We start from the raw sequence: 25,527 nt of genomic DNA on the forward strand, positions 1-25,527 counted from the left end.
ATTTTTTTTTTTTGTAAATTACTTTTAATGAAACGTATTTTAATTCTATTAGCTCTATGCCTTTCTTTTGCTGTTGCTGCTCAACACAAAGTGTTGTATAAGAATCAACCTTTGGAGGAGATAATTCAAGATATAGAAGACGTGTTTCATGTGCGTTTTGCTTACAATAATTCTATTGTCCAATCTAAGGTGTTTAGCTTTTCAGGAACAGTAACCTTAGAAAACTTGTTGGATGAAATTTCTGAGCAACATGCCTTGGCTTTTGAGTTTTTAGACGAAGAAAACATCATGGTCAAAGCTTCTAGCAAGGAGATGCCAATTCAGTTAGAAGAGGTGTTGATTGTTCGTGAATATTTAACTTCTGGATTTGATCAAAATAAAAAAGATGGTTCTGTATCCTTAACACCTAAAAAACTAGGAGTACTACCTGGTTTAACAGAACCTGATGTAATGCAGAGCTTGCAATTATTACCAGGAGTCTCTAGTCCAACGGAATCAGCATCCAACTTACATATCCGCGGGGGAACTCCTGATCAGAACTTAGTGATTTGGGATGGAATTAAAATTTATCATCAAGGACATTTTTTTGGAATGATATCCGCTTTCAATCCTTATGTGACGGATAGAGTAGATGTGTACAGAAGCGGTGCAAGTGCTAAATATGGAGATCGAATTTCTGGGGTGATAGATATGCACTCTACCAACGATGTATTACAAAAAATGGAAGTAGGTGGTGGAGTCAATCTATTACAAACGGATGCTTTTGTAAAACTTCCTATTGTAAAAGATAAATTAGGAGTCTTTGTGGCTGCAAGAAGATCGTTGTCAGATGTTTTTGATACTAGAACCTTTAGCCAATTCAGTAAAAAAGTATTTCAGAACACCAAGATAGAGGAGACCAATCAAACTAAGCAAGAAGAGGAGGTTGATATTACTGAAGATAATTTTCTCTTTACGGACATCAATGCCAAATTGATATGGAAGCCAAATGAAAAGAATACAATTGCATTAAGTAGCTTGTTTGTAAGTAACGAATTAAATTTTGCGGCCGCTGATGATGAAAACAACCAATCTTCTGATGTGTTGAGCTTGGTAAATAATGGATATAGCTTAGTTTGGAAAAGTCAGTTGAGTGCTACTTGGAAACTTTCTAGTAATCTGTATTATTCCAATTATGAATCGACCTACAATTTTTTAGAAACCATAGAAGGAGCAGAAGATGGAGAACGTTTTGATAAGTTTAATTCCGTAAAAGATATTGGAATTATTGCTCAAATTTCATATCAAATGAACTCGATGAATAATTTAAATTTTGGATTGGATTTTACGAATTACAATGTAGATTATATTTTAAATGTAGGAGAGGTAGCTGATGAAGAAGAAAATGAAAGCGAGTCATTAAGTTCTCAAAGTTTATTTATAGAACATGCTTATAAATCTGAGAAATGGTATGTAAGAACAGGCTTAAGAACCAGTTATTTAAATGAAATCAATACGTTTTTAGAACCTAGGTTTTATGCCGATTATCAAATTAATAAACAGTTAAAGTTAAAATTGTCTGGAGAAATTAAAAATCAGTCCATAGCACAGTTAATTTCTTTTGAGTTTAACGATTTAGGTTTAGACAATACTGTTTGGGTGCTAGCAGATAATGATGAGATTCCAGTATTAAATAATCGACAAGTAACCGCTGGTTTTTTAATTGATAAAAAAGGATGGAAGATAGATGTAGAAGGGTACTACAAAAAGATTAAAGGTTTAACTTCTTTTACCAAAGGTTTTAATACGAATGTAGAGGATTACGAGTCTGGAATTAGCGAAATTTATGGATTGGATATTTTAATTAAGAAACGAATTAAAAAGTTTAGAACTTGGTTAAGTTATTCGCTAAGTAAGAATAACTATACTTTTAAGGAGATTCAAAACAATCCTTTTCCAGGTAACTTTGATCAGAGACATTCGTTAACTTTTTCGAATACTTATAAGTTAAAACAAGTCCAGTTTTCATTAGGTTGGTATTTTGCATCTGGAAAACCGTATTCGAAACCATCGGGTTTACAAACAGTAACAGACGAAGAAAATAATCAAGAAAGTGTGTTGGTGTTTGACAATCAAAATAACAAACGATTAGCAGCTTATCATAAGCTAGATGCAAGTGTGGTTTATAATTTTAGTTTGGATAAAGCAAAAAGGACAAAAGCAAAAGTTGGTATTTCGTTTATCAACATCTACAATAGAAAAAATCAAATAGATAAAGATTTTGATGTTAGCCATGGTGAAGTAGATGAAATAGAAGAGAAGACCTTGTTAGGTCTTGGTTTTACTCCCAATTTGTTGTTTAGAGTAGGATTTTAATCTTTTGTAATTAAATTTTACCCTTTAAAAAACACTATATTCTACCTTTTCAAATATATTCTTGGGTAATTTTAATCTCAGTTTTTTTACTAAAAAATTGATCCAATTCTTGAGCTAGTTGATAGTACTCGTTTAGAAAGGGATTACTCATTAAAATTATAAAGAATGAAAGGTCATTTTTCAAAATTAGGATTGTGTATAGTTGGTTGTTTTTTACTTTTTTCAAAACCTACTAAAGCGCAACAGCCCAATATTGTTATTATTTATGCAGATGACATGGGATTTGGAGATTTAAATTGTCAGAATCCACACTCTAAAATTCCGACACCTAATTTAGATAAATTAGCGGCCAGTGGGATGCGTTTTACAGATGCGCATAGTTCGTCAGGAATTTGTACACCAAGCCGTTTTGCTTTGTTAACAGGTCAATATCATTGGAGAAGAGGACATGGGATTGTAAACAGTTTTGGGAGGCCTTACTTTAAAGATTCGGACATTACTTTGCCTCAAATATTGAAAGATAAAGGATATAACACCGCTTGTATTGGTAAATGGCATTTAGGATGGGATTGGGAAATAGACAACAAAGTACCTAAGTTAGATGTAGAGGTTTTTGGAAGGAAAAAGAAAGCGATAAGTCACAAAGCTATTAATTGGGCTAAATCTATTAAAGGAGGGCCTTTGAGCAGAGGGTTTAACTATTACTTTGGAGATGGAACCATTAATTTTCCACCTTATTGTTTTGTAGAAAACGATAAGGTAGTAGAAGCTCCAAGTACACTATTAGATTTAAATGGAATGAAAACAGCTGAAGGTCATTGGGAATTTAGACCAGGACCAATGGTAAAAGGTTGGAATCCATACAAAGTACTACCAACATTAGAGAGAAAGACAATAGAGTGGATTGGAAAACAAAAGAGAAAACAACCATTCTTTCTATACTTGGCTTTACCTTCTCCGCATGCACCTATTATTCCTAATAAAGAATTTATAGGGAAATCAAATGCGGGTGGTTATGGAGATTGGGTAGTACAAACAGATGCAGTAGTAGGAGAAGTATTAAAAGAGCTTAAGAAAAACGGTTTTGATGAGAATACGATCATCATATTTAGTGCAGATAATGGACCAGAACGTTATGCGTTAGCAAGAGCAGAAAAGTACGGACATTATAGTACGGGAGATTTTAGAGGTGTTAAAAGAGATGTTTGGGAAGGTGGTCATCATGTGCCGTTTATTGTTTCTTGGCCAAAAAAAATAGAAGCAGGTACGGTTTCTAAAGAAGTAATTTCACAAGTAGATATAATGGCTACTTTGGCCGATATTACCAATGTAAGCTTACCTAAAAAAGCAGCTCCAGATAGTTGTAGCTTATTGCCTCTTTTGATGGGGAAAAGATATGCTGAGCCGTTAAGAGAGGCTACAGTTCATAATACCTACAAGAATAAATGGGGGATTAGAAAAGGAGATTGGTTGTATATAAACAACTCCAATGGAGCAGGAAGGCAGGAGTTGTCTAAGGCATATAATAAATTGAGAGGGTATGAAACTTATACAACAAAAGGCTTGTTGTTTAACATGAAGAATGATTGGGGACAGCGAGTAAATTTGTACGAAAAATACCCAGAGAAAGTAAGGGAGATGGAGTCTATGCTAGCTACATATAGAAAGCAAGGATATTCTGTAAAAAGATGAAACATAATAAAGGTTAGTTAGATGAGATGTAAGGCTTTTTTTCTAGTTGTATTTAGTTGTTTGTTTACCTGGCTTATAGCGGCACAAGATGTTAAGCGTGCAAGACCCCAAGGTTGGAATAAGATTGTTTTTGGAGGAAGTTTTATAGCCCTTGCTGTCTAATAAATACCCCGATTTTTCTATCAATGGTAATAGGCTTAAAGTAACTTTGGAAATAGAAAACTTTGGTCAGATAGCTTCTTTTAAAGCCTCAGAATTGCTCTTAAAATACGAGAAAAATGGAAAATGGCATTCTTTTAAAACCCTTAAAATTCCAGTATTAAAACCTTATCAAAAAACGCAGTTAAACTTTTATGGTTCAAAAATAGGAGAAAGAAATGAGCCAATTAATATTAGGACGACAATTAAAGTTAACGGTAAAGAGAAATCTGTTTTAACCGGTTTAGTGGTATTTAGGTAGTGTGCTTTGTAAAAAGTAGACAGGGAATAGATATATATAGTTTTTTTTACAAGTTAAAATATAGAAATAAACTAGATGTGGACGTTGAAATGTTTGTTTTTTAAACTTTCGTTTTGTTACATTCGTTATAATATTGTTGTGGTTTAAGTTGTTGTTTTTTAGTTTTTTATATGTTTTGTGTTCTTTTGTTTTCTTAATTGATTTTACAATGAATTGTTTTTTTTAGTTTGCTTAAACCCCTTATTTCGGAGTGATTGTTTCTTATTTTTGTAAAAATCACATTAAAATAAGAATAAACCTGGTAAAATGTTAAAGAAACTATCACTTTTAGTAATTGTTGCTGCAGTAACTGTCTCATGTAGCGAAAAATCGTCAGAATCTTCTGTAAGTAAGGAGCAAGGAGGTTTTCCTTTTGTATTGCCCAAAGAAAAACCAAACAGAGAAATGAGTGCTGCTATGGAACGAATCTATACAGATTATGAAGCTCCTCAGCCACAACATAATGAATTGTTTAGTCAATTTAAATATACCAAGTTAAAAGGTTTTGATTACCATGGAAACGATGGGACAATATCAAGAAGAGATCCTTCAAAAATTTTAAAGCACAACGGAACATACTATTTATGGTATACTTATAGAAATACACCTACACCTCCACAAGGGGCTGCTAAGTGTAACGATACTATTCCATCTTCAGACTGGGATTTATCAGAAATTTGGTATGCAACATCTAAAGATGGTTTTACTTGGGAAGAACAAGGAGTTGCTATTAAAAGACCAGAAAAACCAAATGTAGGTTGGAGGTCTGTAACAACTACAGATATTTTAGAATGGAAAGGGAAATTCTATTTATATTACCAAGGGTTTATGGAAGCTAGTGGAAAAAGAGGAGACGATTGTCCGGTAGCCGTTTCTTATGCAGATTCTCCAGAAGGGCCATGGACAGCTTATAATAAAGTAGTTATTCCTAATGGAGCCCCTGGTGAGTGGGATCAATATTCTATTCATGACCCATATCCATTGGTACACGATGGTAAAGTATATATTTACTACAAGTCTGATTTTGGAGAAAGACCAGAGTTGGTACGTATGCAAGGTTTGGCTATTGCTGATAACCCTCTAGGGCCTTTTAAGAAACACCCTTTAAACCCATTAATTACTTCCGGACACGAAACTTCTTTATTCCCTTATAAAGAAGGAGTAGCTGCTTTAGTGTATAAAGATGGACCAGAGCATAATACAATTCAATATGCAAAAGACTGGGTGAATTTTGAAATAGCGTCTATTACAGAATTAATGCCCTATGCTGCAGCACCGTTTGTTCCAGATGCATTTACCGATACGAAAGATGGTAGAGGAATTACTTGGGGTACGGCTCATTTTATCAATGCAACCGGAGATTGGAGTCATTTCCATTCTATGTTGGTTCGTTTTGACTGTGATTTAAGTCGTGATATTCACGATCCCGAAATGAAACATCATAGAGTAATACATAAACCAGATGTATATTACAGACAAGGTTTAAGTAAGAAACAATTAAGAAGACTTAAAAATCAAGACTAGTATTCAAATGAAAAGAGTTATTTCTTTCGAATTCGATGCAGTAAAGGAAATAAGCAAGATGATTTTATTTTAATAAAATTGAAGAGTATAACACAAAACCTCTATCTAATCAGTAATTTAGATAGAGGTTTTTGTGTTTTGTTTAGGGTTTGTTTAGCTTAGAAGTATAGAAGAACATCATTTGCATTAGCCTTTAAGCTTTTATTGTTGACGAAATACAAATGATTCGCGTAAACTTGAACAAATGATTTTAATTAAATATTATAGAATGAAAAATTATAAAGGAATATTGTTGTTGTTATTGGTCTTTTCAGCCAGTAAATTAGCAGCACAGCAGCAACCAAACATTTTGTGGGTTTTAACAGATGATCAGCGTTATGATTCTGTAAAAACATTTAACGAAGCTATTCACGGACGTGAAATGAGTGAGTTGGGATATATAGAATCTCCTAATGTAGATGCTTTGGCAGCAGAAGGAACTACTTTTATCAATACGTATTGTCAGGCAACAGGTTGTGCACCTTCTCGTGCAACAATGCATCAGGGACGTTATACATTTAGATCGGGTGTTTATGAGTTTGAATACCACAATAATAAAGCAGAACACATGAGACCTTCTTTGCCAGAGGAATTGGCAAGAATGGGGTACCAAACATTTCATGTAGGAAAATTGGGGTATAGGTTAAAAGGATTAAGACCTGATGGAAAATCTAAAGAACACAAAGTATATCAAACAGATATTAATTTTAGAGCGCTTGGAAAACAAGGATTAACAGACTATTCTGGTGGAGGATGGTGGAAAGAAGTTGATGGAGTAAAGTATAAAAATCCGATTAAGGATATGAGTTACTTTGTAACTGCTGATGGTAAGTTTGAGTACATATCTAAGCAATTAAATGCTCAGACGGATAAGTACAAGCATGTAGCTAAAGAAGTAACGGAAAAGTATGATTTAATTAGGCATTATAAAAAAGGACAAAAACAATCGTTATACAAAGGAATGATTATTTCTGGAGTTAGTCCTCAGCCTGCAGGGAAAACCAGAGATGGTTATTATGCACATTTCTTAAACGAATACTTGGTAAACGAAAATAAGCAGTTTAATGCAGGGAAATTAAAGTTTCAGGGAGTGGATCCTTCTAAGCCTGTTTTTGCTCACATAGGTTTTGATTTTCCGCATACACCAGTTTTGCCTCCAGCAGATTTTAGAGAACGTTTTCAAAAACACACGTATAAAATACCTGAGTATAAGAACTCAGAATTAGCAGGTGTGCCAGAGCAAGTAAAGCGATTGTTAAAAAACAAACCATCTCATCATTTTACCAAAGAAGAGCAGCAAAAAATGATTCAAGATTATTTTGCTTTTTGTGCTTATGGAGATCAGTTGGTGGGGCAAGCAGTAGAAGATTTTAAAGCGTATAGCAAAAAACACAATCAGCCATGGATGGTAATTTATGTTTGTGGAGATCATGGATGGAAATTGAATGAGCATGGTGCAATTTCTAAGTTTACACCATGGGATTGGGACAGTCACAACCCTATTATCGTAGTATCATCAGATAAAAAGAAGTTTCCAGCAGGTAAAGTAGTAAAAAGATTTACTGAATTTGTAGATATTGCTCCAACTGCATTAGGTGCAGCAGGTGCAGATTTAAAAGACGAGAAATTTAAACATTTAGATGGTTTTGATTTGGCTGCAACAGTGGCTAAAAAAGCACCAAATAGAGATTATATTGTAGGAGAGACTCATGCAGTAATTGGAGCTAGAGCTTATATTAGAACGAAAGATTATATGTTATCTCTTAAGACAAGACCATCAAGAAAAGAAGGTGAAAACATGAAATGGGCTATGACAGCATCTTGGAATGACTTAGATCCTGCATTGTACGATTTAAAGAAGGATCCAAGAGAAATTAACAATGTAGCTTTTAAAAAGAAGTATAAAAAAATTGCAAAGAAAATGAAAGAGAAGTTATTGAATATTGTATTAGGAGATAACAGAGTAGAGGTTAATTGGCAAAGATGGGGAACAGGAACAAAAGTCTTTAGAAGTAACTTTGCACCAGGTGCACATGACTATAAATTGAAATTAAAGTAAATGTTCATTTGTATTTTGTAAGATAACGCTAGTAAATAACCCATGTTTAGAAAAAACATGGGTTATTTTTTTCTGTTTGTACAGTATACCTTACATAAGCATAGACACGTCTAGTTCTGATTGAGTAAAATGTGAATGAACCGAGGTAGTATCTTAATCATTTGTGCTTCATATAAAAGGGGTAATTACAATAATTTTATGATGTTAAAGCTAAACTTGAAAAATGTAGAATTCAGCTTGTTTTAAAGTTGAAAAAAACAGAAATAAACAACATGTGTTTGCTGTAACAGGTAGCGCATTATGACTTATTCATAAATAATTATAATTAAATAAACATGAGGGGACTATTCATGAAACGTGTAAAATTACTAGTTGCATTTTTATTTGCATTTAGTACAACGATTGCACAACAAAGAGAACACGATTTTAATTTTGATTGGAAATTCCAATTACAAAAAGACACTAAAATTAGCAAAACTATTCCGATGAATGATGCTGGTTGGCGAGATATTAGATTGCCACACGATTGGAGTGTTGAATTTTCTTTTGATAAAAAATACGATGGTGCAACCGGATATTTACCTGGAGGAGTTGGGGTATATCAAAAACATTTTAAAACTCCAATTAATACAAAGTCTCAGAAAGCATATATATTATTTGATGGGGTATACAATAATGCAACATTCTGGTTAAATGGTGAAAAATTAGGAGAAAATCCATATGGATATTCTCCTACCTATTTTGATTTAACAAGTGCTTTAAAAACAGATGGAACGGATAATGTTTTAACGGTACATGTGGATCATTCTCGTTATGTTGATGGTAGATGGTATACTGGAAGTGGTATTTATAGAAATGTAAAATTAATTACTACTGATAAATTACATATTCCAATTTGGGGAACTTTTGTAACTACACCAGAAGTTAAGACTGATAAGGCAATTGTTAAAATTGAAACCAAGATAAAGAACGATCATAAAAAAAGACAGAAGTTTACCTTAGTAACAGACATTCTTAATGAAGAAGGAATTATTGTAGCCAGTCATAAAAAAGAAGCAAAACTTTCTTCTGGAAAAGAAATAGCAATTGTTCAGAATATGGAAGTTTCTAAACCAAGATTATGGGGTATTTATGATTCATATTTGTACAAAGCGGTAACAAAAGTTGTGAGTAAAGGAATAGAGCTAGATTCTTACACAACTACTTTTGGAATTAGAACATTTAAACACGACAAAGAACAAGGATTATTCCTAAATGGAGAACCTATTTTTGCAAAAGGAGTGTGTATTCATCATGATGCTGGATTGGTTGGAGCTGCTGTGCCCAAAGGAGTTTGGAAAAGAAGGATAGAAATTTTAAAAGAAGCAGGAGTAAACGCTATACGTACATCTCATAATCCTTTTGCTCAAGATTTTTATGACCTATGTGATGAGATGGGAATTATTGTTCAGGCAGAAATATTTGATGAGTTTGACAACCCTAAAGACAAGCGTTTAAATATGCATGAAAGACATTCTGATTATTTGTCTAGAGGTTACACAGAACATTTTCAAGAATGGGCTAAAAGTGATTTAACACGTGCTATTTTAAGAGATAGAAATCATGCTTCTATTTTTGAATGGAGTATTGGTAACGAAATTGAGTGGACTTATGAGCACTATAAGTATGTAAGTGGATTATGGGATCCTGGAGCAAAAGGGTATTGGAATAGGTTGCCAAATATTTCTGCTAAAGAAATGCAAGAGCGTTACAAAAATTTACCAGATAGAAAGTACAAGTTGGCAGAAACTGCTAAGAGATTGTCTAAGTGGACTCGTGAATTAGACACTACAAGACCTGTAACAGCAAATCTAATTATACCAGTTGCAAGTTTAGCTTCGGGGTATGCTGGAGCTCTAGATATTGTAGGGTTTAGTTATCAAATTGCGCAGTACGAGTGGAGTAAAGAGAATTATCCGGATATGCATTTTACAGGAAATGAAAATTCTGGTACTTGGGAAGAGTGGAATTCTATGTTAGAAATTCCTATGGTTTACAGTATGTATATGTGGACAGGAATTGATTATTTAGGAGAAGCCCATGGAAAATGGCCGAAAAAGGGTTGGGATGGAGATATTTTAGATTTTGCAGGTTTTAAAAAAGAAGGTTTTGAACACTTTAAAACTATTTGGGTTAATAAACCTAATATTTCAATAGGTACATATACACCTAAAGATACCTTGGCAATAAAATCTAAAAACGGTAGAATTATTCCTTCTAAAAGAATGTTAAAATGGAACAATCACATTGCTCAAAAGAGTTGGAATTATAAAAAAGGACAAGAGGTTGTTGTAGAAGTAGTAAGTAATTTACCAAAAGCAGAGTTAAGATTAAATGGAAGATCTTTAGGATGGAGAACTTTAAGTGGAAGTCCAGATAGAATTTTACGTTGGGCTGTGCCTTTTGAACCTGGTACATTAACAGCTAAAGCAGGATTTGATGGTCAGGAAATGGAAGTTGAGCTAAAAACAACTTCTAAACCAGTAGCTATAAGATTAACTACAGATACTACTTCTATAAATGCAGATGGATATGAGGTAGCTCATGTTATTGCTCAATTGTTAGACAAAGATGGTAACGAGGTAAAGGTAGAAGAGGCAGCATTAACTTTTGATGTAGAAGGACCTATAAAGGTTTTAGGAGTTGATAATGGTTCTGTTGAAAGTACACAGGATTATCAAACAAATAAAGTAATTACTTCTAAAGGTAAAGCATTGTTACTTGTTCAGTCGCTAAAGGGTAAAAAAGGAGCGGTTGTTATTAAGGCAAAAACTTCTAAATTAGAAAGCAATCTAGTTATGATTGAAACAAAGTAATATGATAAATAAAATTGTATTGATTGTATGGATGCTTTTGGTATCCATACAGTCTTTTTCGCAAAAGAAGACGAATATTATTTTCCTATTCTCCGATGATGCTGGGTATCACGATTTTGGTTTTCAAGGAAGTAAAACGTTTAAGACACCAAACCTTGACAAGTTGGCTAGTGAAGGAGTTGTTTTTAAAGAAGCATATACTACGGCTGCTGTTTGTGGACCCTCTAGAGCTGGTTTGTTAACCGGTAGGTATCAACAACGTTTTGGATTTGAGGAGAACAATGTGCCAGGGTATATGAGTCATTCTTCTAAGCTATTAGGTGATGAAATGGGGTTGCCTTTAGAAGAGAAAACCATAGCAAATCATTTGGGGAAACTAGGTTACCAATCTATTGTCTTAGGAAAATGGCATATGGGGAATGCGGATAGATATCACCCTTTAAAAAGAGGTTTTACAGAGTTTTATGGTTTTCGTGGAGGAGCAAGAAGTTTTTTTCCATTAACACAAAAACAAGCAGTAGACAAACCCGAGGATAGACTAGAAAAAGGTTTTAAGAACTACAAAGAACCAAGTAAGTATTTAACGTATGATTTAGCAGACGAGGCATGTAGTTTTATTGAAAAGAATAAAAAGAAACCTTTCTTTATGTACGTGTCTTTTAATGCCGTACATACACCAATGCAGGCTGATAAAGAAGATTTAGCCAAGATTAAAGGCTTAACAGGGAAGCGTAAAACATTGGCGGCAATGACATTGGCTTTAGATAAGGCTTGTGGACAAATTTTAGAAAAGTTAAAAGCCGAAGGCTTAGAAGAAAATACACTAATTGTTTTCTCTAATGATAATGGAGGACCAGATGTAAGTATGACTTGTAATTATCCATTAAGTGGGTGTAAATCTAACAATTTAGAAGGTGGAATTAGGGTTCCTTGTATCATGAAATTACCAAATGTAATTAAACCTGGTACTACTTATGAAAAGCCAGTAAGTATGTTAGATATGTTGCCAACATTTGTAAATGTAGCAGGAGGAAATGCATCAAAAATTAAGAATATAGATGGTGTAGATTTATTACCATATGTAACGAAAGAAAATACAAGTGCACCTCATAAACTTTTATTTTGGAAAAAAGAAAACAGGGGTATGGTAAGAAAAGGAAATTGGAAATTATTACGTTTTCCAGATAGACCGGCTGAGTTGTATAACATAAAAAAAGATGAGCAAGAGAATAATAACCTTGCTTATAAGTACCCAGAAAAAGTAAGAGAACTATTTAAAGATTTGTTTGCTTGGGAAGGGGAATTGGAAAGACCTTTGTTTATGTTAAAAAGAGTATACGAAGTTAAAGCAATGAAGAGGATGGATGACAAAAGAACTCCTATATTAGATGTTATTGAATAACTAGAATTATATTTCATTTTTTAAACGCTCTAAGTAATCTTTTTACTTAGAGCGTTTTTTTTGTGTTAAGGAAACACTTGTTTAAACAGAACTATAAAAATAAAGACAATTGTTGCTTAATATCAAAATCGAATATTTTTTTAATTAAAAATACCAGAACAAATGATTTACAGTGTTTTGTTTTTAACTAGTTGAAATTCATGTGTTTATGTTTTTGTTTTGTGTAGGTTGTGTTGCTTAACTAGTACGTTTTGAATGATTTAAAATCATTTGTATTCTTCTTTTGATAATACCTTTTCAACATTACTTTCTGATAGAGGTACTTTTATTCGGCAGCGAATAAAGTTTTAAACGCTACAATTATACTAACAGTTAAATAAAGAACTAGATGAAAATAAAGACACTTATAATAGTATTTATAACAATAGTTACAAGCGCTTTTGCTCAACAAAGGAATATTTCCGAAAGACCAAATATCATTGTTTTTATGGCAGATGATATGGGTTATGCCGATACAGGGTTTACAGGGGCTAAGGATATAAAAACACCCAATTTAGATAATTTGGCAAAAAACGGAGTGTTTTTTAAACAAGGATATGCCAATCACGCATATTGTGGACCTAGTAGAGCTGCGTTAATGGCTGGTCGTTACCAACATAGGTTTGGTTTTGAAACCAATCCTGCTTACGATCCTGCAAATCCGTATATGGGAATTGATAAAGGTGAAAAACTATTTCCAAAACGGTTGCAAGAGGCTGGATACAAAACAGGAGCTATTGGTAAGTGGCATTTGGGAGCAGCAGCAGAGTTTCATCCTTTAAATAGAGGATTTGATTATTTCTATGGATTCTTAGGAGGGGGACATGATTATTTTAGAATTGATGGAACAAAAAAGGTGTGGGAAGCATATTTACAACCATTGGTTAGAAATAGGAAATCAGACAATTTTGAAGGGTACTTAACTACAGCTTTAAGTAAGGATGCTGCCAATTTTGTGAAAAATAACAAGGAGAATCCATTCTTTTTATATGTAGCTTATAATGCCCCTCATATGCCGTTACAGGCTCCAAAAGAGGATGTTGAGCGTTATGCACATATTAAAGATAAGAAGAGAAGAGTGTATGCTGCTATGGTAGATGTGATGGATAGAGGAATAGGAACTGTAATTCAGTCTTTAAAGGATAATGGAATTTATGAAAATACATTGATTTTCTTTTTAAGTGATAATGGAGGGCCACAATCAAAGGGGGGGAGTACAAAAGGATGGAATGGATCTGACAACAAGCCTTTTAGAGGGGGTAAAGGAAATATGTATGATGGAGGTGTGCATGTCCCATTTTTTGCAAGTTGGCCAAATAAATTTAAACCAGGAACTGTAATAGATTATCCTGTTAACTCTCTAGATATTGGTAGAACAGCTGTGGAGTTAGCAGGGGGTAATGCCTTATCGGCACCTGAAATGGAAGGGGTTAATTTAGTGCCGTTTGCAACAGGAAAGAAAAAAGGGGCACCACATGATTTTATTTACTGGAAAAGCGGTAATAAGTGGTCCATATTAGCTGCTGATGGAACAAAGCATGTATTGGATAGAGATAGTAAAAAGCCTGAGTTGTTCTTTTTACCTAAGGATATTTCAGAGTCTAAAGATATCATTCAAAAGAATTCAAAAAAAGCAAAGAAGTTAAGAACCCAATGGGAGGTATGGAATAAAGATAATAGAGCTCCTCAAATGCTAAACTATAAAAAGTATCATAAGCTAAGGGATGCGTTTTTTAAAGAAACGGTACCTAAAGAAAAAAAATAAAAACAACATTTTTAAAAGTAAATTTTTGACAGAATTCTAAGAGGGATTACAGAAATACCTCTTGTTATTTATTAACTATTTAGGATGTTCAATTCACCTTAAAATTCATTAAGAATTTAGGGTGGATTGTTTTGTGTTTTATAAAATCATTGATAAAAAATTAACGAACCAAATAACCAGAAATGAAATATAAATCGATACTCTTAACCTTACTGAGTATATTCTTTATAGAAAATACAAAGGCTCAGTTTTTTGAACAAATAAAGAATACAAAAGTTTTATCTAGCGAAACGATTGAATGGAAACCTGTAGGTCCTGGAACATCGGGGTATTGCGAAGAATTTTGGTGTCACCCAACAGATGTGAACACAATGTTTATGGGGCCAGATATGCATGCTGCTTTTGGAACTTGGGATGGAGGAAAAACATGGCAAACTTTAAAAGATAGCGATGGTGTAGGTTTGGGTATGAGACGTGTAATCGATATTCAATTTTCAACAAAGAACTCGGATTTTGGAATTGCATTTGCCAGTAATCAAACAGGAACGAATACAGCTGGTAGAATTTATAAAACGAACGATAGAGGAAGAAGTTGGGAAGAGGTGTCTGTTTTAGGAAAAGTACATTCTAAAATTGCCATACACCTAACCAACGATGCAATTTGGTTTGTGGGGGCAGGAGATTTTTGGAATGTAAAAGCGAATCATAGAAGACAATCTGACTTAGGTGGTTTAAAACAAGGACGATCAGCGTATGGTTATGTATGGAAAACCACAAATAGTGGAGCCTCTTGGAAAAAAGTTGCTACCAATATTTCTAATGATTTAGATGTAGGGAGAATTATAGTCAACCCTAAAAATCCTAATGTATTAGTTATGGCCACAAGTCATGGAATGTATAGAAGTACAGATACAGGAGAAACTTGGGTGTCTAGTAATTCAGGATTGCCAAACGATCTCCCTAGGGATTTAACTTCATTCTACGATGGTAGTAATTTTGTTTTATATGCTGTTGAACAGACAGTTTTTACAGAAAATGGTAATGCTATCACTAATAGAGGAGGAGTTTTTAAGAGTTTAGATAATGGTTTAACATGGCAAAGTATTACAGGGAATTTAGGTATTAATATGCAGACTATAAATGATTTTACCAATAGAGACAATTATCATAGGGCTATGGGGTATTGGTTTGGAATATCTAAGAACGATTCCAAGGCTAAACACACCGTATATCCAACTAATGTATTGCCTATTTTTAATAGAATTGTTGTAAACCCTAAGAATAAAGATGAAATCTATTTGGTTCATAATAAGAGACACGATTTTAGTTTTGGACCAGGAGATGTATGGAAAACAGAAGATGGTGGTACTACTTGGTTTCCTTGTTCAAGAACAGGAGAGTATTGGATAGCTGGAACTCATAAAACGTATTGGCAAACAAAAAATAATAAAGTAGCAGCTAATATTACATTTGCTCATATGCAACGTTATATGGACGAAAAGAATGAAATATCATCCGCAGCAAGAATGTTAGCAATTAATAGTGATGGAGATGTATTTACAGGAATTAATCAACAATTATTACGATCTAATAATGGCGGGGAAACTTGGCAACAAGAAGATGATGATGAATTAAGGCCAGGGAGTAATCAATGGATAGGTAGAGGTGGTACAGCTTTACCAGGGAGATATATGTTATTAGAAACGGGAGTGCCAGGAAGAAGGTTGTTTTGTAGTGGAGAGCATGGTTTGTGGAAAACAGTAGATTTAGGAGATTATTATAATAGAGATGCTGTGGCGGTAGAGCAAATAGAGGGGCAAATATATAAAGATGGAGCACATTCTATTTCCACAGTAGCAGTGCACCCAAACTATCCAAACACTATTTATTTTTTAAGTTGGCGACAAGAACATAGAGGAAAATTAAGAAAGTCTACAGATGGAGGAAAAACATGGATTAATATTGCAACTATTTTTGAAGGGACTAATGGATCTTGGGAAAATTTACCGCATCAATTTTCTTTACTAATAGACCCTAACAATCCCAATAACATGTATTTCTGTTCAATTAAAAAAGCCCTTCAAGAAGTTGGTAGTTTAAGAGATGACAGTGTTTTAACCAAAGGAGGGTATGGAGTTTATAAATCTACCGATGGAGGTGTTCATTGGTCTTTAAGTAATTCAGGATTACCAAATAATGGAAGTGTTAGAAGGTTGACTATGGATCCTAAGAATTCTAGTACTCTATATGCTTCAATTAACCAATGGGGAAATAATGATATTGGAGGTTTATACAAGTCTACGAATAAAGGTAGTAGCTGGAATAAAATGAGTATACCATCAATAATAAAGTCTGTAAATAATTTATTTATAGATAGAAATACGAATGATATGTTTATCTCTTGTGGAAATAGAAATGGTAATTATACGGCTGGAGGAGTATGGAAAAGTAGTGATAATGGAAGTAGTTGGACTCAGTTATTTAAGGCTCCTTATGTATGGCAAACAGAAGTATCTCCGGTAAATTCTAATATTATTACTGTAAATGCTGCTGTGCAAATTCCAAACTTAAGAGGAGAGTTCTTAAATCCGGGTGCATATATTTCTAGAGATGGAGGAGCTACTTGGACAAAGATTAATAAAGGACTCGCTCATCCTGGTAGAATAACAGATTTAAAACCAGACCCATATGATGAGAGTGTTTTATGGAGTGCTGGTTGGGGGAGTGCATGGTATAAAGCCATCATTCCAACAGAAAATGTAAAGGCTGTTTGTGAAAATATAGAGGTAAAAGAAGGAGAAGAGGTCAGTTTAAGTGCTCTAGCATCAATTGGAACCAAATTAAAGTATAAGTGGGTACCTCCTGTTGAAATTAGTTTATCGTCTACTGATGGCTATAAAACCTCTTTTACTGCCCCGTTAGTTGGGAGTAACAAACAAAAGATTTATACTATAGACTTAACCGTTAGTAACGATTTAGATGATGATAAAATTAGCGTACAGATAACAGTAACAGGTAACGTAGACATAGAAGAAAAACATGAGCTAAATGAGATTGTCGTTTCTCCAAATCCAATAAAAGATAGATTACTTAAGATTCAAAATTTAAATGAAGCATCTAAGTTTTATATTTTAAATGTAGATGGAAAAGTGTTGTATACAAGTACTGTAGAAAAAGATATTCCTTTTAAGTTGCCATTACTGTCTAACGGTGTTTATTTACTAAAAATTAAGACATCTAAAGGAGAGGTAACCAAAAAACTAATAATAGAGGGCAATTAAGTTTTTAATAGAAAAAAATGCCGAAAGATAGTTGTAGAATAAAATAGAGTTCCTATATTTGCACTCGCAAAACGAGAAATTGTTTGCAGGCTTAGGAGAAATGGCAGAGTGGTCGAATGCGGCGGTCTTGAAAACCGTTGTCTGTAACAGGACCGGGGGTTCGAATCCCTCTTTCTCCGCAATAATTTTTTAAAACCACCAAGTTTTACTTGAGTGGTTTTTTTCTTTTTTAGAGTTAAGTATACTTTTAATACAGCTATAAATCGTAACTAAGTTTCATTTTTTCTAGTTAATAAAATGCAATTCCCATTGTTATTTCCTTGTGTAACGATGTTTTTTTAGGATTAATTGTGAGTATTGTTTTTATTATTAGCGATTTAAGTGTAGTGTGCGATTTTTAAGTGTTTAGTTTTATTTAAGTTTAGTTGATTATTTGTTATTGTAAGACTACTAATTTTACTGTCTTAGGCTTAAATACTGTGTGAAATTATAAAATGGTGATATTTAAATATTTAAGATAGAATATTTGTTTTTATACTATTTAAGTATTATTTTAATAAAAAAATTGCCGGACTACAATATCATACCCCACCCATCTTATTTTGATATTGTATGTCTTATTGTTATACCCTAATAAAAGAAAAAGTTATGTTGTCAAAAAGAACTAAACTTCAAGACGCAATTGATTCCAAAATTCTTAATCAAAGAAAGATTTTCCTATGGGGAAAAATTGACGATGAATCTGCCAAACATGTGGTGGATAGATTAATGTATTTGGAAATGTCTAAGCCATTTAAAGAAATTCAATTAATAATTAATTGTCCTGGAGGCGAAGTCACTTCTGGCTTTACTATCTATGATGCTATTGGAAGTATTTCGAGTCCTGTATCTACAATATGTACAGGAGTTGCTGCTTCTATGGGGGCTATAATACTTTCTGCTGGTGCAAAAGGTAGAAGGTTTGTTTTACCTAATTCTAGGGTTATGATTCATGAACCTAGAACAAAAGAATTAATGTTAAATAAGGATGGTTCTGACTATTTGTTAAAGGATACAATAAGGTCTAGAAAAACATTAAAGCTAAATACCGAAAAAACTAAAGAATTAGGAGCTCATATTTTGGCAGAAAACTGCAATCAAACTGTAGATAAAATAAAAAAAGATTTTGAAACCGATTTCTGGATGAGTGCAGAGGAGTCTTTAGATTATGGAATAGCAGATGGAATGCTTCATAAACTTATATAATTTTTAAAAAAACAAAAAGAGAAAAGCACAAGTAATATTGTGCTTTCTTCTTTTATATCTGTGTGTACTCTAAACATCTTAAGTTAGTATTTTAATCCATTGGGACTGGTAAAGGCTATATCATCGTATTTTTTCATTCTTTTAATTAGAATTTCTTTTAACTTTTTAGAAATTTCTGTGTATCCCTTTTTATTGTAATAATTTACGGTTTCGTGTGGGTCTTTATCTAGGTCAAAAAGTGTTGGAGCGTACTGATTGTGTAAAATTAGTTTGTATTTCTTGTCTACTAAGGCTACCCAGGCATTGGAAGCTGACGATACATGTACATAGTTTTGTCTATCAACATATTTCTTATCCGATAAAAAATCATTTGCATTGTTGTCTCCGTCAAATTTAACATTGGTTTTAATGTCCATAATCCCGAGTATTGTGGGAACAAAGTCAACATTGTTTTGAACCGTTTCTATAATTTTCTTGGCTTTAATTTTTTTAGGATATCTAATCACAAAAGGAACTTTCATTGCAGCATCATAAGGAATACTTTTATTCATTCTCCCATGTTCGTAGAACATATCTCCATGATCAGAGGTGAAAATTAAGATCGTATTTTCAGCCAACTTTAAATCGTCCAATGTTTTTATAATATCTCCAACACGATCGTCTATATGTTTTACCATTCCAAAGTATTGCTTTAATTTTTTAGGTTTAAAACCATCAACTATAGCATCGTTTCTTTTCTTGCTTGCCCATTCAGGTCTGTTTTTAATACTGTTAGGTTTCATAGTCTCTGGAACTTGTAAATCCATGTGGTTGTATAACGTATTATATGGAGGTTTGGCATAGTCTGGTGTGTGGGGGTCTGGAATAGAAACCAATACAAAAAAAGGCTTGTTGTGGTCTCTTTTTATAATGTCTATTGTTTTGTCTACAAAAAAGTCTGTAGCATGAATAATAGCGCTTTTGTCTTTAGTAGCATCGTACTTTTTATCATTCATAGCAGCAACAACTTTTCCGTTTTTTACTCTAAAATAGGGGTTGTGCCCTTTATTCATCATAAATTCATTGTCTTGAAATCCTGCTTTGTATGTTTCTGTAAATTTGTATTTTTTTCTTTCATCACCTAAATGCCATTTACCTACATAAGACGTAGCATAGCCATTATCGCTTAATATATGACCAATGGTTTTTACATTCTTTTTTATAGGTAACTCGTTTTTTCTAACCCCATGGTGTTGTCTGTACAATCCAGAAACTAAAGAACCTCTAGATGGAGCACATACAGGAGATGTAACATAGTAGTTCATACAAATAGCACCCTCTTTAGCTATTTTATCAATATTTGTAGTTTTTACTCCTAATCCTTTTCCCCATACATATGCTTCGTTCTCTGGTAAATTATTTCTGTAACAACTTAAAGTTCTAAAGTTATGTTCGTCTGTATGAATAACAACCAAGTTTGGCTTTTGAGCTTTTGCGGCTAGGCAAAATAAGGTGATTAGTATAGATGTAAATGTTCTTTTTTTCATTTGAATGTTAATTTTAAATAATACTGATAGAGAGTTGTTTAGCTCCTGATGGAATAAAATTAACGGATTTTTAGAGAGACATTTTCTTTATGGGTACATAGATTGTACTAAAAAACATATGTGTCTTTAATATTTTAAGACACATTTATGAAGTACTAGAGTAGAGAGGGTTGGTTGTAGTACCTTATATTCTTTCTAATAAAAGATTTGGTACTAGTTTCATGATATAAGCTATGAGTTTCCATCTTTTAGTAACATACACTTTTCTTTTTCTCCTTTTAATAGCTTTTAAAATTTGGGAGGAAGCTTTATCTACAGAAGCGACCCAAAATAATCCATCTCCTTTTGCCATTGGAGTATCTACAAAACCTGGCTGTACATCGGTAATAGTAATATTTAGGTTCTGGTGTTTGGCCATGCAACGTAAAGCTTCTAAGTAATTTAATTGAAAAGCTTTGGAAGCACTGTAAGAAGGACAGTGTCTGTTGCCTCTTAGACCAGCAATAGATGTTATACCAACTAAGTGTCCGTTTTTTTGCTCTTTAAATTTGTTGAATATAAATTGATATGCATTGGAAACACCATTTACATTGGTCAGAATCACGTTATTTTCAATAGAGGTATCCAACTCATAATTTAATTCAGAAATACCAGAAGCAACTATTACCAAATCTACTGTTTGCATATGGAGAAATAGTGCTTCTAATACTTCTTTAGATTGTGTAAGATCTCTTACATCTTGAACTTTAGTTATTAAATTTGTTTCATGCTTTTTGGAAAGCTCTAACAGTAATTCTTTTCTTCTACCTGTAACAGCAACTTGCCAATGCTGCTGCAGTAGTTTTACGGCTAAACATTTACCTATTCCAGAAGTTCCTCCAATAACTATAGCTTTTTTCATCACAGTAAAAGTCTATTTTTTAGGCTTTAGGGTTCCTGTAATTCTGTTTTTGGTTAAATAAGTATTTGCTACTCGTTGTAATTCTTCAGAATTAAGTTTTTTAATTTTTTCGACTTTGTTTAAAATATCGGCTCTTTTTCCTTTGTTAAAGTCGGCGTTTTTAATTCCATTTAACCAAAAACCGTTTTTCTTTTGAGCTTCTTTGTATTCTAACAGTTGAGTTTCAATAATTTTATTGATGTCTTTTTGCTGAACCCCATCTTTTTGAATGTTTTTTACTTCGGTTAAAGCTTTTTCTATTAGTTTTTCCACATTTTCTGGTCCACAAGGGAAGGAAATTGTAAAGTTGTAATTCTTATGTGGATATTTAGAAATATTTCCTTTGGCTCCAACTCCATAAACACCACCTTCTTCTTCTCTTAATTGTTCAATTAACTTAATGGTTAATAGTTCTCCTAAGCTTTTTAATAAGTAACCGTCTCTTTTATCTGCTTCTTTAGTTACGAGTCCTTTGTAGATAATTTTTACCAAGCTCTTAGGTTCGGTTCCTTTTTGTATCTCTTTCTTTAAAATTCCCGTTAATGGTTCTACGGTATGTTTTTTAAATTCTTCTTTTACATCAGTACTTGGTAAACTAGCTAAATACGTTTCACAGTACTCTAATAATTTAGTTTCATCAAAATTTCCTACAAAATAGAAATGGAAATCTCCTGCATTAGAAAAACGCTCTTGGTACTTTTTGTATGCTAAGTTATAATCCTGTTGCTGTAGAATTTCTTCTGTAGGAAATCCTACATATCTCTTATTATTTTGATTTAAAAAGTTGTTAAATTCATAAGAGAAGTAATTAAAAGGTTTTGATAGATAGTTCTTTAAGTAACCACTCAATTTAGCTTTATAAGAATTTATAGGTTTATCATCTTTGTTTAGTTTGGTAAAATACAAATTAGTTAGTTGAAATAAGGTTTCTAAATCTTCAGGAGTAGAAGAACCACTAAATCCTTCGCTTAAAGAACTAATTCGTGGACTAACTCTAACAGTTTTACCAGTAAGTAGTTTTTTTAGATCATCTTTAGAGTATCCATTTAACCCTGCATCTTTTAAAACACCATTTATAATGACTGTTTTTTTGTATTCTTCGTCAGAGTATAGAGAGCTACCTCCATAGCTAAACGCGTTAAATAAAATCTGATTGTTTTTAAAGTTTGTTTTCTTGTAAGTTACTTTTGCTCCATTACTTAAAGTAATATCTGTAGCTTTTAAAAGTGTATCTACTTCTTTGTTAACTATGGCTCCTATTACAAGTGGGATTTCTTTCATTAATCCTTTGTCAAAAGTTTTTTCTTGGTAGGGTTTGATACTTGCAGTTTTAACATTGCTTAAAGCATTTAGTATCTCTTGTTCTGTTACCTTTTTTAAACCGTCTTTTTCGGGTCCGGTTAATATAACCACTAAATTATCTTGATGAATGTACTGATGCATTAAACTATTACATTCTTCTAGCGTAATCTTAGGTAATGTGTTTTTTAAATTATTTAACTCCCATTCAATACCCGGAATAGGTTCTTGGCTTAAAAAGTTTCTAACATACTCCGAAACGTAGCGACTAGATTCCGTTTTGTTTTTTTCTTTAAAGGCATTTTCATGAGACTTTAAGATTGCTTTTTTAGCTCTGGTAAATTCAGAAGCTAAGAAACCAAAGCGTAAGGCACGTTCGTTTTCTGTAACCAATGTTTCCAAGGCTTTTAATTGCCCTGTTTCGCTACTTAAGGCATATGCTTGGTAGGCTTTTTTAGATTTGTCCCAAGTAGTTTCGTAACCAGAACCAGCATAAATAAAAGGTGGGTTTTCTTTGTTTCTTAATTCTCCCAAACGATTATTCAACATAATGCTAAATAATTGATTAATGATACTTTTCTTAAAATCTTCTGGGTTTAAGATTGGACTTGCCTTTTCTTTGTCTTTGTAATACATTAATACAGAAGATCTAGAAGCTTCTTTGTCTGTATTAACAGAGACCAAAGTTTCTTTATGGTTGGGCATACTGTATTCTTTTCTCTCCTTTGCTTTTTTTACTTTTGGGTGTTTTCCAAAGTGACTTTTAATTTTTTCCTTAAGGACTTCTACAGGAACGTCTCCCACAGCAACAACAGCCATTAAGTCGGGTCTATACCAATCTCTGTAAAAGCTTCTTAAATCTTCGTGTGTAAAATTTTCTAATACTTCTTTAGTTCCAATAGGCAATCTATCGGCATAGCGAGAATTGTACATTAATTTTGGAAGCCAATTTTGCAACATTCGCTTGTCTGCTCCTAAACCTAAACGGTACTCTTCTAAAACCACACCACGTTCTTTTTCTATTTCTTCATCTGTTAAAGAAGCGTTAAATGCCCAGTCTTCTAATATTTGAAATCCTTTTTCTAATTTTTGATCATTGTCAGTAGGTATTGGAAGAATGTATACCGTTTCATCAAAACTTGTATATGCGTTTAAATGAGCTCCAAACTTTACTCCAATACTTTGCAAATAATCTACCAACTCATTTTTTTTAAAGTTTTTAGATCCGTTAAAGTTCATGTGCTCCATAAAATGAGCCAAACCTAATTGCTTTTCGTTTTCTAGAATAGACCCGGCTTTTACAACCAAACGAAGTTCTACTTTTTGTTCTGGTTTAGGGTTTTTACGGATGTAATAAGTTAGTCCGTTTTCTAGTGTTCCTTTTACTACATCTTTATCTGTAGGTATAGCAGAAACTGTCGTTTTTTTTGTTTTAGTCACACTGTTACAAGCAGTAAAAGCGACCAGTATTATAAAAGCGTACAAAAATCTTTTCATAGATTTACAATTAAGTTAGATTAAAGGGTTGTGTATAATTTTTAGCGCGATTAATTTAAAGAATAAATCTGAGTCTTTTTTAAAGACTATCAAAAAATGAACCATAAAATGAATTTAGAGCTTATAGATTTGTGTGATAATGGTTTCAGTTATTAAGGGAATGTGTGGTATACAGATTAAAATTGCCTTTTGATGAAGTAATAATAATGCAAAACGATCAATCTACAATTTTAGTGCTTTTCTTTTTTACTACCAGTTCTAGGGTATTATGTAACACTGTTAATTGTATTCTTAATAGAATAGGAGAGGATATTGGTTGCGTTTAAAAAGCTTTGGAATAGGAAATTATAAATTTAGAGCCTAGTTTACCATTAGATTCTACCCATATTTTAGCATTGTGTTTTTCAATAATTTTTTTGACTATAGACAAACCTATACCAGTATTGTCTGGAGTATCTTTAGAATCTAATGTCTGAAAAACGTCAAATATTTTTTCATGGTATTGCATCTCTATACCTGGTCCATTGTCTTTAAATGTAATGATATAGTGTTCGCTATCTTCCAAACAAGAAATATTTATCATACAAACCTCTTTGTCGTTGTGTTTAATTGCATTGCTAATAAGGTTAGATACAACTTGACTTAACTGAATTTTGTCTCCATTAATAACAGGAAGGTTTTCGTCTATATTAAATACAACATTTTTTAAAGTTACATAGTTTTCTAATTCTTGTTTAACCATTAAATTTAGATCGATTGACTCTATTAGTATTTTACCAATTCTGGAATAATGTAAAATACCTGTTATAAGGTTTTCTAAATGTTCAATTCGTCCTTGCATTAAATCAACATGACTTTTTACATCTTCTGTTAATCCATCTTCTAAATCTTCTTTAATAAAAGTAGCCAAACTAGAAATCCCTCTAAGAGGAGCTTTTAAATCGTGAGAGGTTATATAAGCAAATTTTTCTAATTCTAAATTTTTTACTTGTGTGTCTCCCAAATTCTGGTTCATTTCATTCAGTTTGATAAAACTATCCAAACCGGTTCTAACAACTATAAAAACAAACAAAGCTCCCATTAAGAATATAGTTCCAGATAAGAGTATTAGTAAGTCGTTTTTTTCTAGTATTACAGCCGTTCCAATAGCTAAATACCCAAAGAAAAAAACAAGCATAAGTAACCTAAGTTTTTTCCAATTTGTTTTTAATTGATCATTCTTTAACAAATGAAAAATTTTAGAAGTAGATGTGGCACTCATCAATAGAATGACAGCCCCTAGTATAATAAATACTAGTGTTATTATATTAAACAATTCCATAGCAAGAATTTTTAGCAATTTTTAAAATCTACCCTATTAATATACTGTTGTTAATAAGTGTAGGCTTCTCTATAAATTTAATGCTTTATCTCTAGAATATGAAAAAGTTAGGCTATTATATACTGTTAAATTTTAAACATTATAATACTTGTGTATAAGTAGGAGGGGCGTTATTTGGATTAATAGTAA

At 32.8% G+C, this 25,527-nt stretch carries 14 protein-coding genes and 1 tRNA gene; 11 read left to right on the forward strand and 4 right to left on the reverse strand.

Features of this window, described 5'->3' with window-relative positions; translation table 11 throughout:
- The first annotated feature begins 27 nt into the window (after positions 1 to 27).
- From ACXHHC_RS01705 to ACXHHC_RS01755, 11 genes are all read left to right on the forward strand, one after another.
- Positions 28 to 2,355: a TonB-dependent receptor plug domain-containing protein gene (locus ACXHHC_RS01705; protein WP_458227922.1), complete on the forward strand. Its 2,328-nt coding sequence runs from the start codon at positions 28 to 30 to the stop codon at positions 2,353 to 2,355.
- Between the two features lie 165 nt (positions 2,356 to 2,520).
- Complete coding sequence (locus ACXHHC_RS01710) at positions 2,521 to 4,047, forward strand: sulfatase family protein (RefSeq protein ID WP_458227923.1); 1,527 nt, start codon at positions 2,521 to 2,523, stop codon at positions 4,045 to 4,047.
- A 151-nt stretch (positions 4,048 to 4,198) separates the two neighbouring features.
- The gene (locus ACXHHC_RS01715) at positions 4,199 to 4,507 is read left to right on the forward strand and encodes a hypothetical protein (RefSeq protein WP_458227924.1); all 309 of its coding nucleotides are present in this window, start codon (positions 4,199 to 4,201) and stop codon (positions 4,505 to 4,507) included.
- Between the two features lie 306 nt (positions 4,508 to 4,813).
- A complete protein-coding gene (locus ACXHHC_RS01720; protein ID WP_458227925.1) occupies positions 4,814 to 6,070 on the forward strand; it encodes a glycoside hydrolase family 117 protein in 1,257 nt (418 codons plus the stop codon).
- Positions 6,071 to 6,338: 268 nt separating this feature from the next.
- A complete protein-coding gene (locus ACXHHC_RS01725) occupies positions 6,339 to 8,168 on the forward strand; it encodes a sulfatase-like hydrolase/transferase (RefSeq protein WP_458227926.1) in 1,830 nt (609 codons plus the stop codon).
- A gap of 350 nt (positions 8,169 to 8,518) precedes the next feature.
- Positions 8,519 to 11,023, forward strand: coding sequence for a glycoside hydrolase family 2 TIM barrel-domain containing protein (locus ACXHHC_RS01730; protein WP_458227927.1), 2,505 nt, complete (start codon positions 8,519 to 8,521; stop codon positions 11,021 to 11,023).
- Position 11,024: 1 nt separating this feature from the next.
- Positions 11,025 to 12,425 carry a sulfatase-like hydrolase/transferase gene (locus ACXHHC_RS01735; protein ID WP_458227928.1) on the forward strand — a complete coding sequence of 467 codons (1,401 nt, stop codon included), beginning with the start codon at positions 11,025 to 11,027 and terminating at the stop codon, positions 12,423 to 12,425.
- 388 nt (positions 12,426 to 12,813) lie between these two features.
- Positions 12,814 to 14,229, forward strand: a complete 1,416-nt coding sequence (locus tag ACXHHC_RS01740) for a sulfatase-like hydrolase/transferase (RefSeq protein WP_458227929.1) — start codon at positions 12,814 to 12,816, stop codon at positions 14,227 to 14,229.
- A 182-nt stretch (positions 14,230 to 14,411) separates the two neighbouring features.
- Positions 14,412 to 17,510, forward strand: a complete 3,099-nt coding sequence (locus tag ACXHHC_RS01745) for a VPS10 domain-containing protein (protein WP_458227930.1) — start codon at positions 14,412 to 14,414, stop codon at positions 17,508 to 17,510.
- A gap of 94 nt (positions 17,511 to 17,604) precedes the next feature.
- Positions 17,605 to 17,689, forward strand: a tRNA-Ser gene (locus ACXHHC_RS01750).
- A 469-nt stretch (positions 17,690 to 18,158) separates the two neighbouring features.
- Positions 18,159 to 18,755, forward strand: a complete 597-nt coding sequence (locus tag ACXHHC_RS01755) for a ClpP family protease (RefSeq protein ID WP_458227931.1) — start codon at positions 18,159 to 18,161, stop codon at positions 18,753 to 18,755.
- An 83-nt stretch (positions 18,756 to 18,838) separates the two neighbouring features.
- Here the strand turns inward: ACXHHC_RS01755 and ACXHHC_RS01760 are convergent, their stop codons facing one another.
- From ACXHHC_RS01760 to ACXHHC_RS01775, 4 genes are all read right to left on the reverse strand, one after another.
- On the reverse strand, positions 18,839 to 20,281 hold the full coding sequence (locus ACXHHC_RS01760; protein ID WP_458227932.1) for a sulfatase-like hydrolase/transferase: 1,443 nt from the start codon (positions 20,279 to 20,281) through the stop codon (positions 18,839 to 18,841).
- A 184-nt stretch (positions 20,282 to 20,465) separates the two neighbouring features.
- Positions 20,466 to 21,182 carry an SDR family NAD(P)-dependent oxidoreductase gene (locus tag ACXHHC_RS01765; protein ID WP_458227933.1) on the reverse strand — a complete coding sequence of 239 codons (717 nt, stop codon included), beginning with the start codon at positions 21,180 to 21,182 and terminating at the stop codon, positions 20,466 to 20,468.
- Positions 21,183 to 21,194: 12 nt separating this feature from the next.
- On the reverse strand, positions 21,195 to 24,017 hold the full coding sequence (locus ACXHHC_RS01770; protein ID WP_458227934.1) for a M16 family metallopeptidase: 2,823 nt from the start codon (positions 24,015 to 24,017) through the stop codon (positions 21,195 to 21,197).
- 322 nt (positions 24,018 to 24,339) lie between these two features.
- Positions 24,340 to 25,338, reverse strand: coding sequence for a sensor histidine kinase (locus ACXHHC_RS01775; RefSeq protein ID WP_458227935.1), 999 nt, complete (start codon positions 25,336 to 25,338; stop codon positions 24,340 to 24,342).
- Positions 25,339 to 25,527 lie beyond the last annotated feature (189 nt).

This window comes from Wenyingzhuangia sp. IMCC45574 (assembly GCF_054182685.1).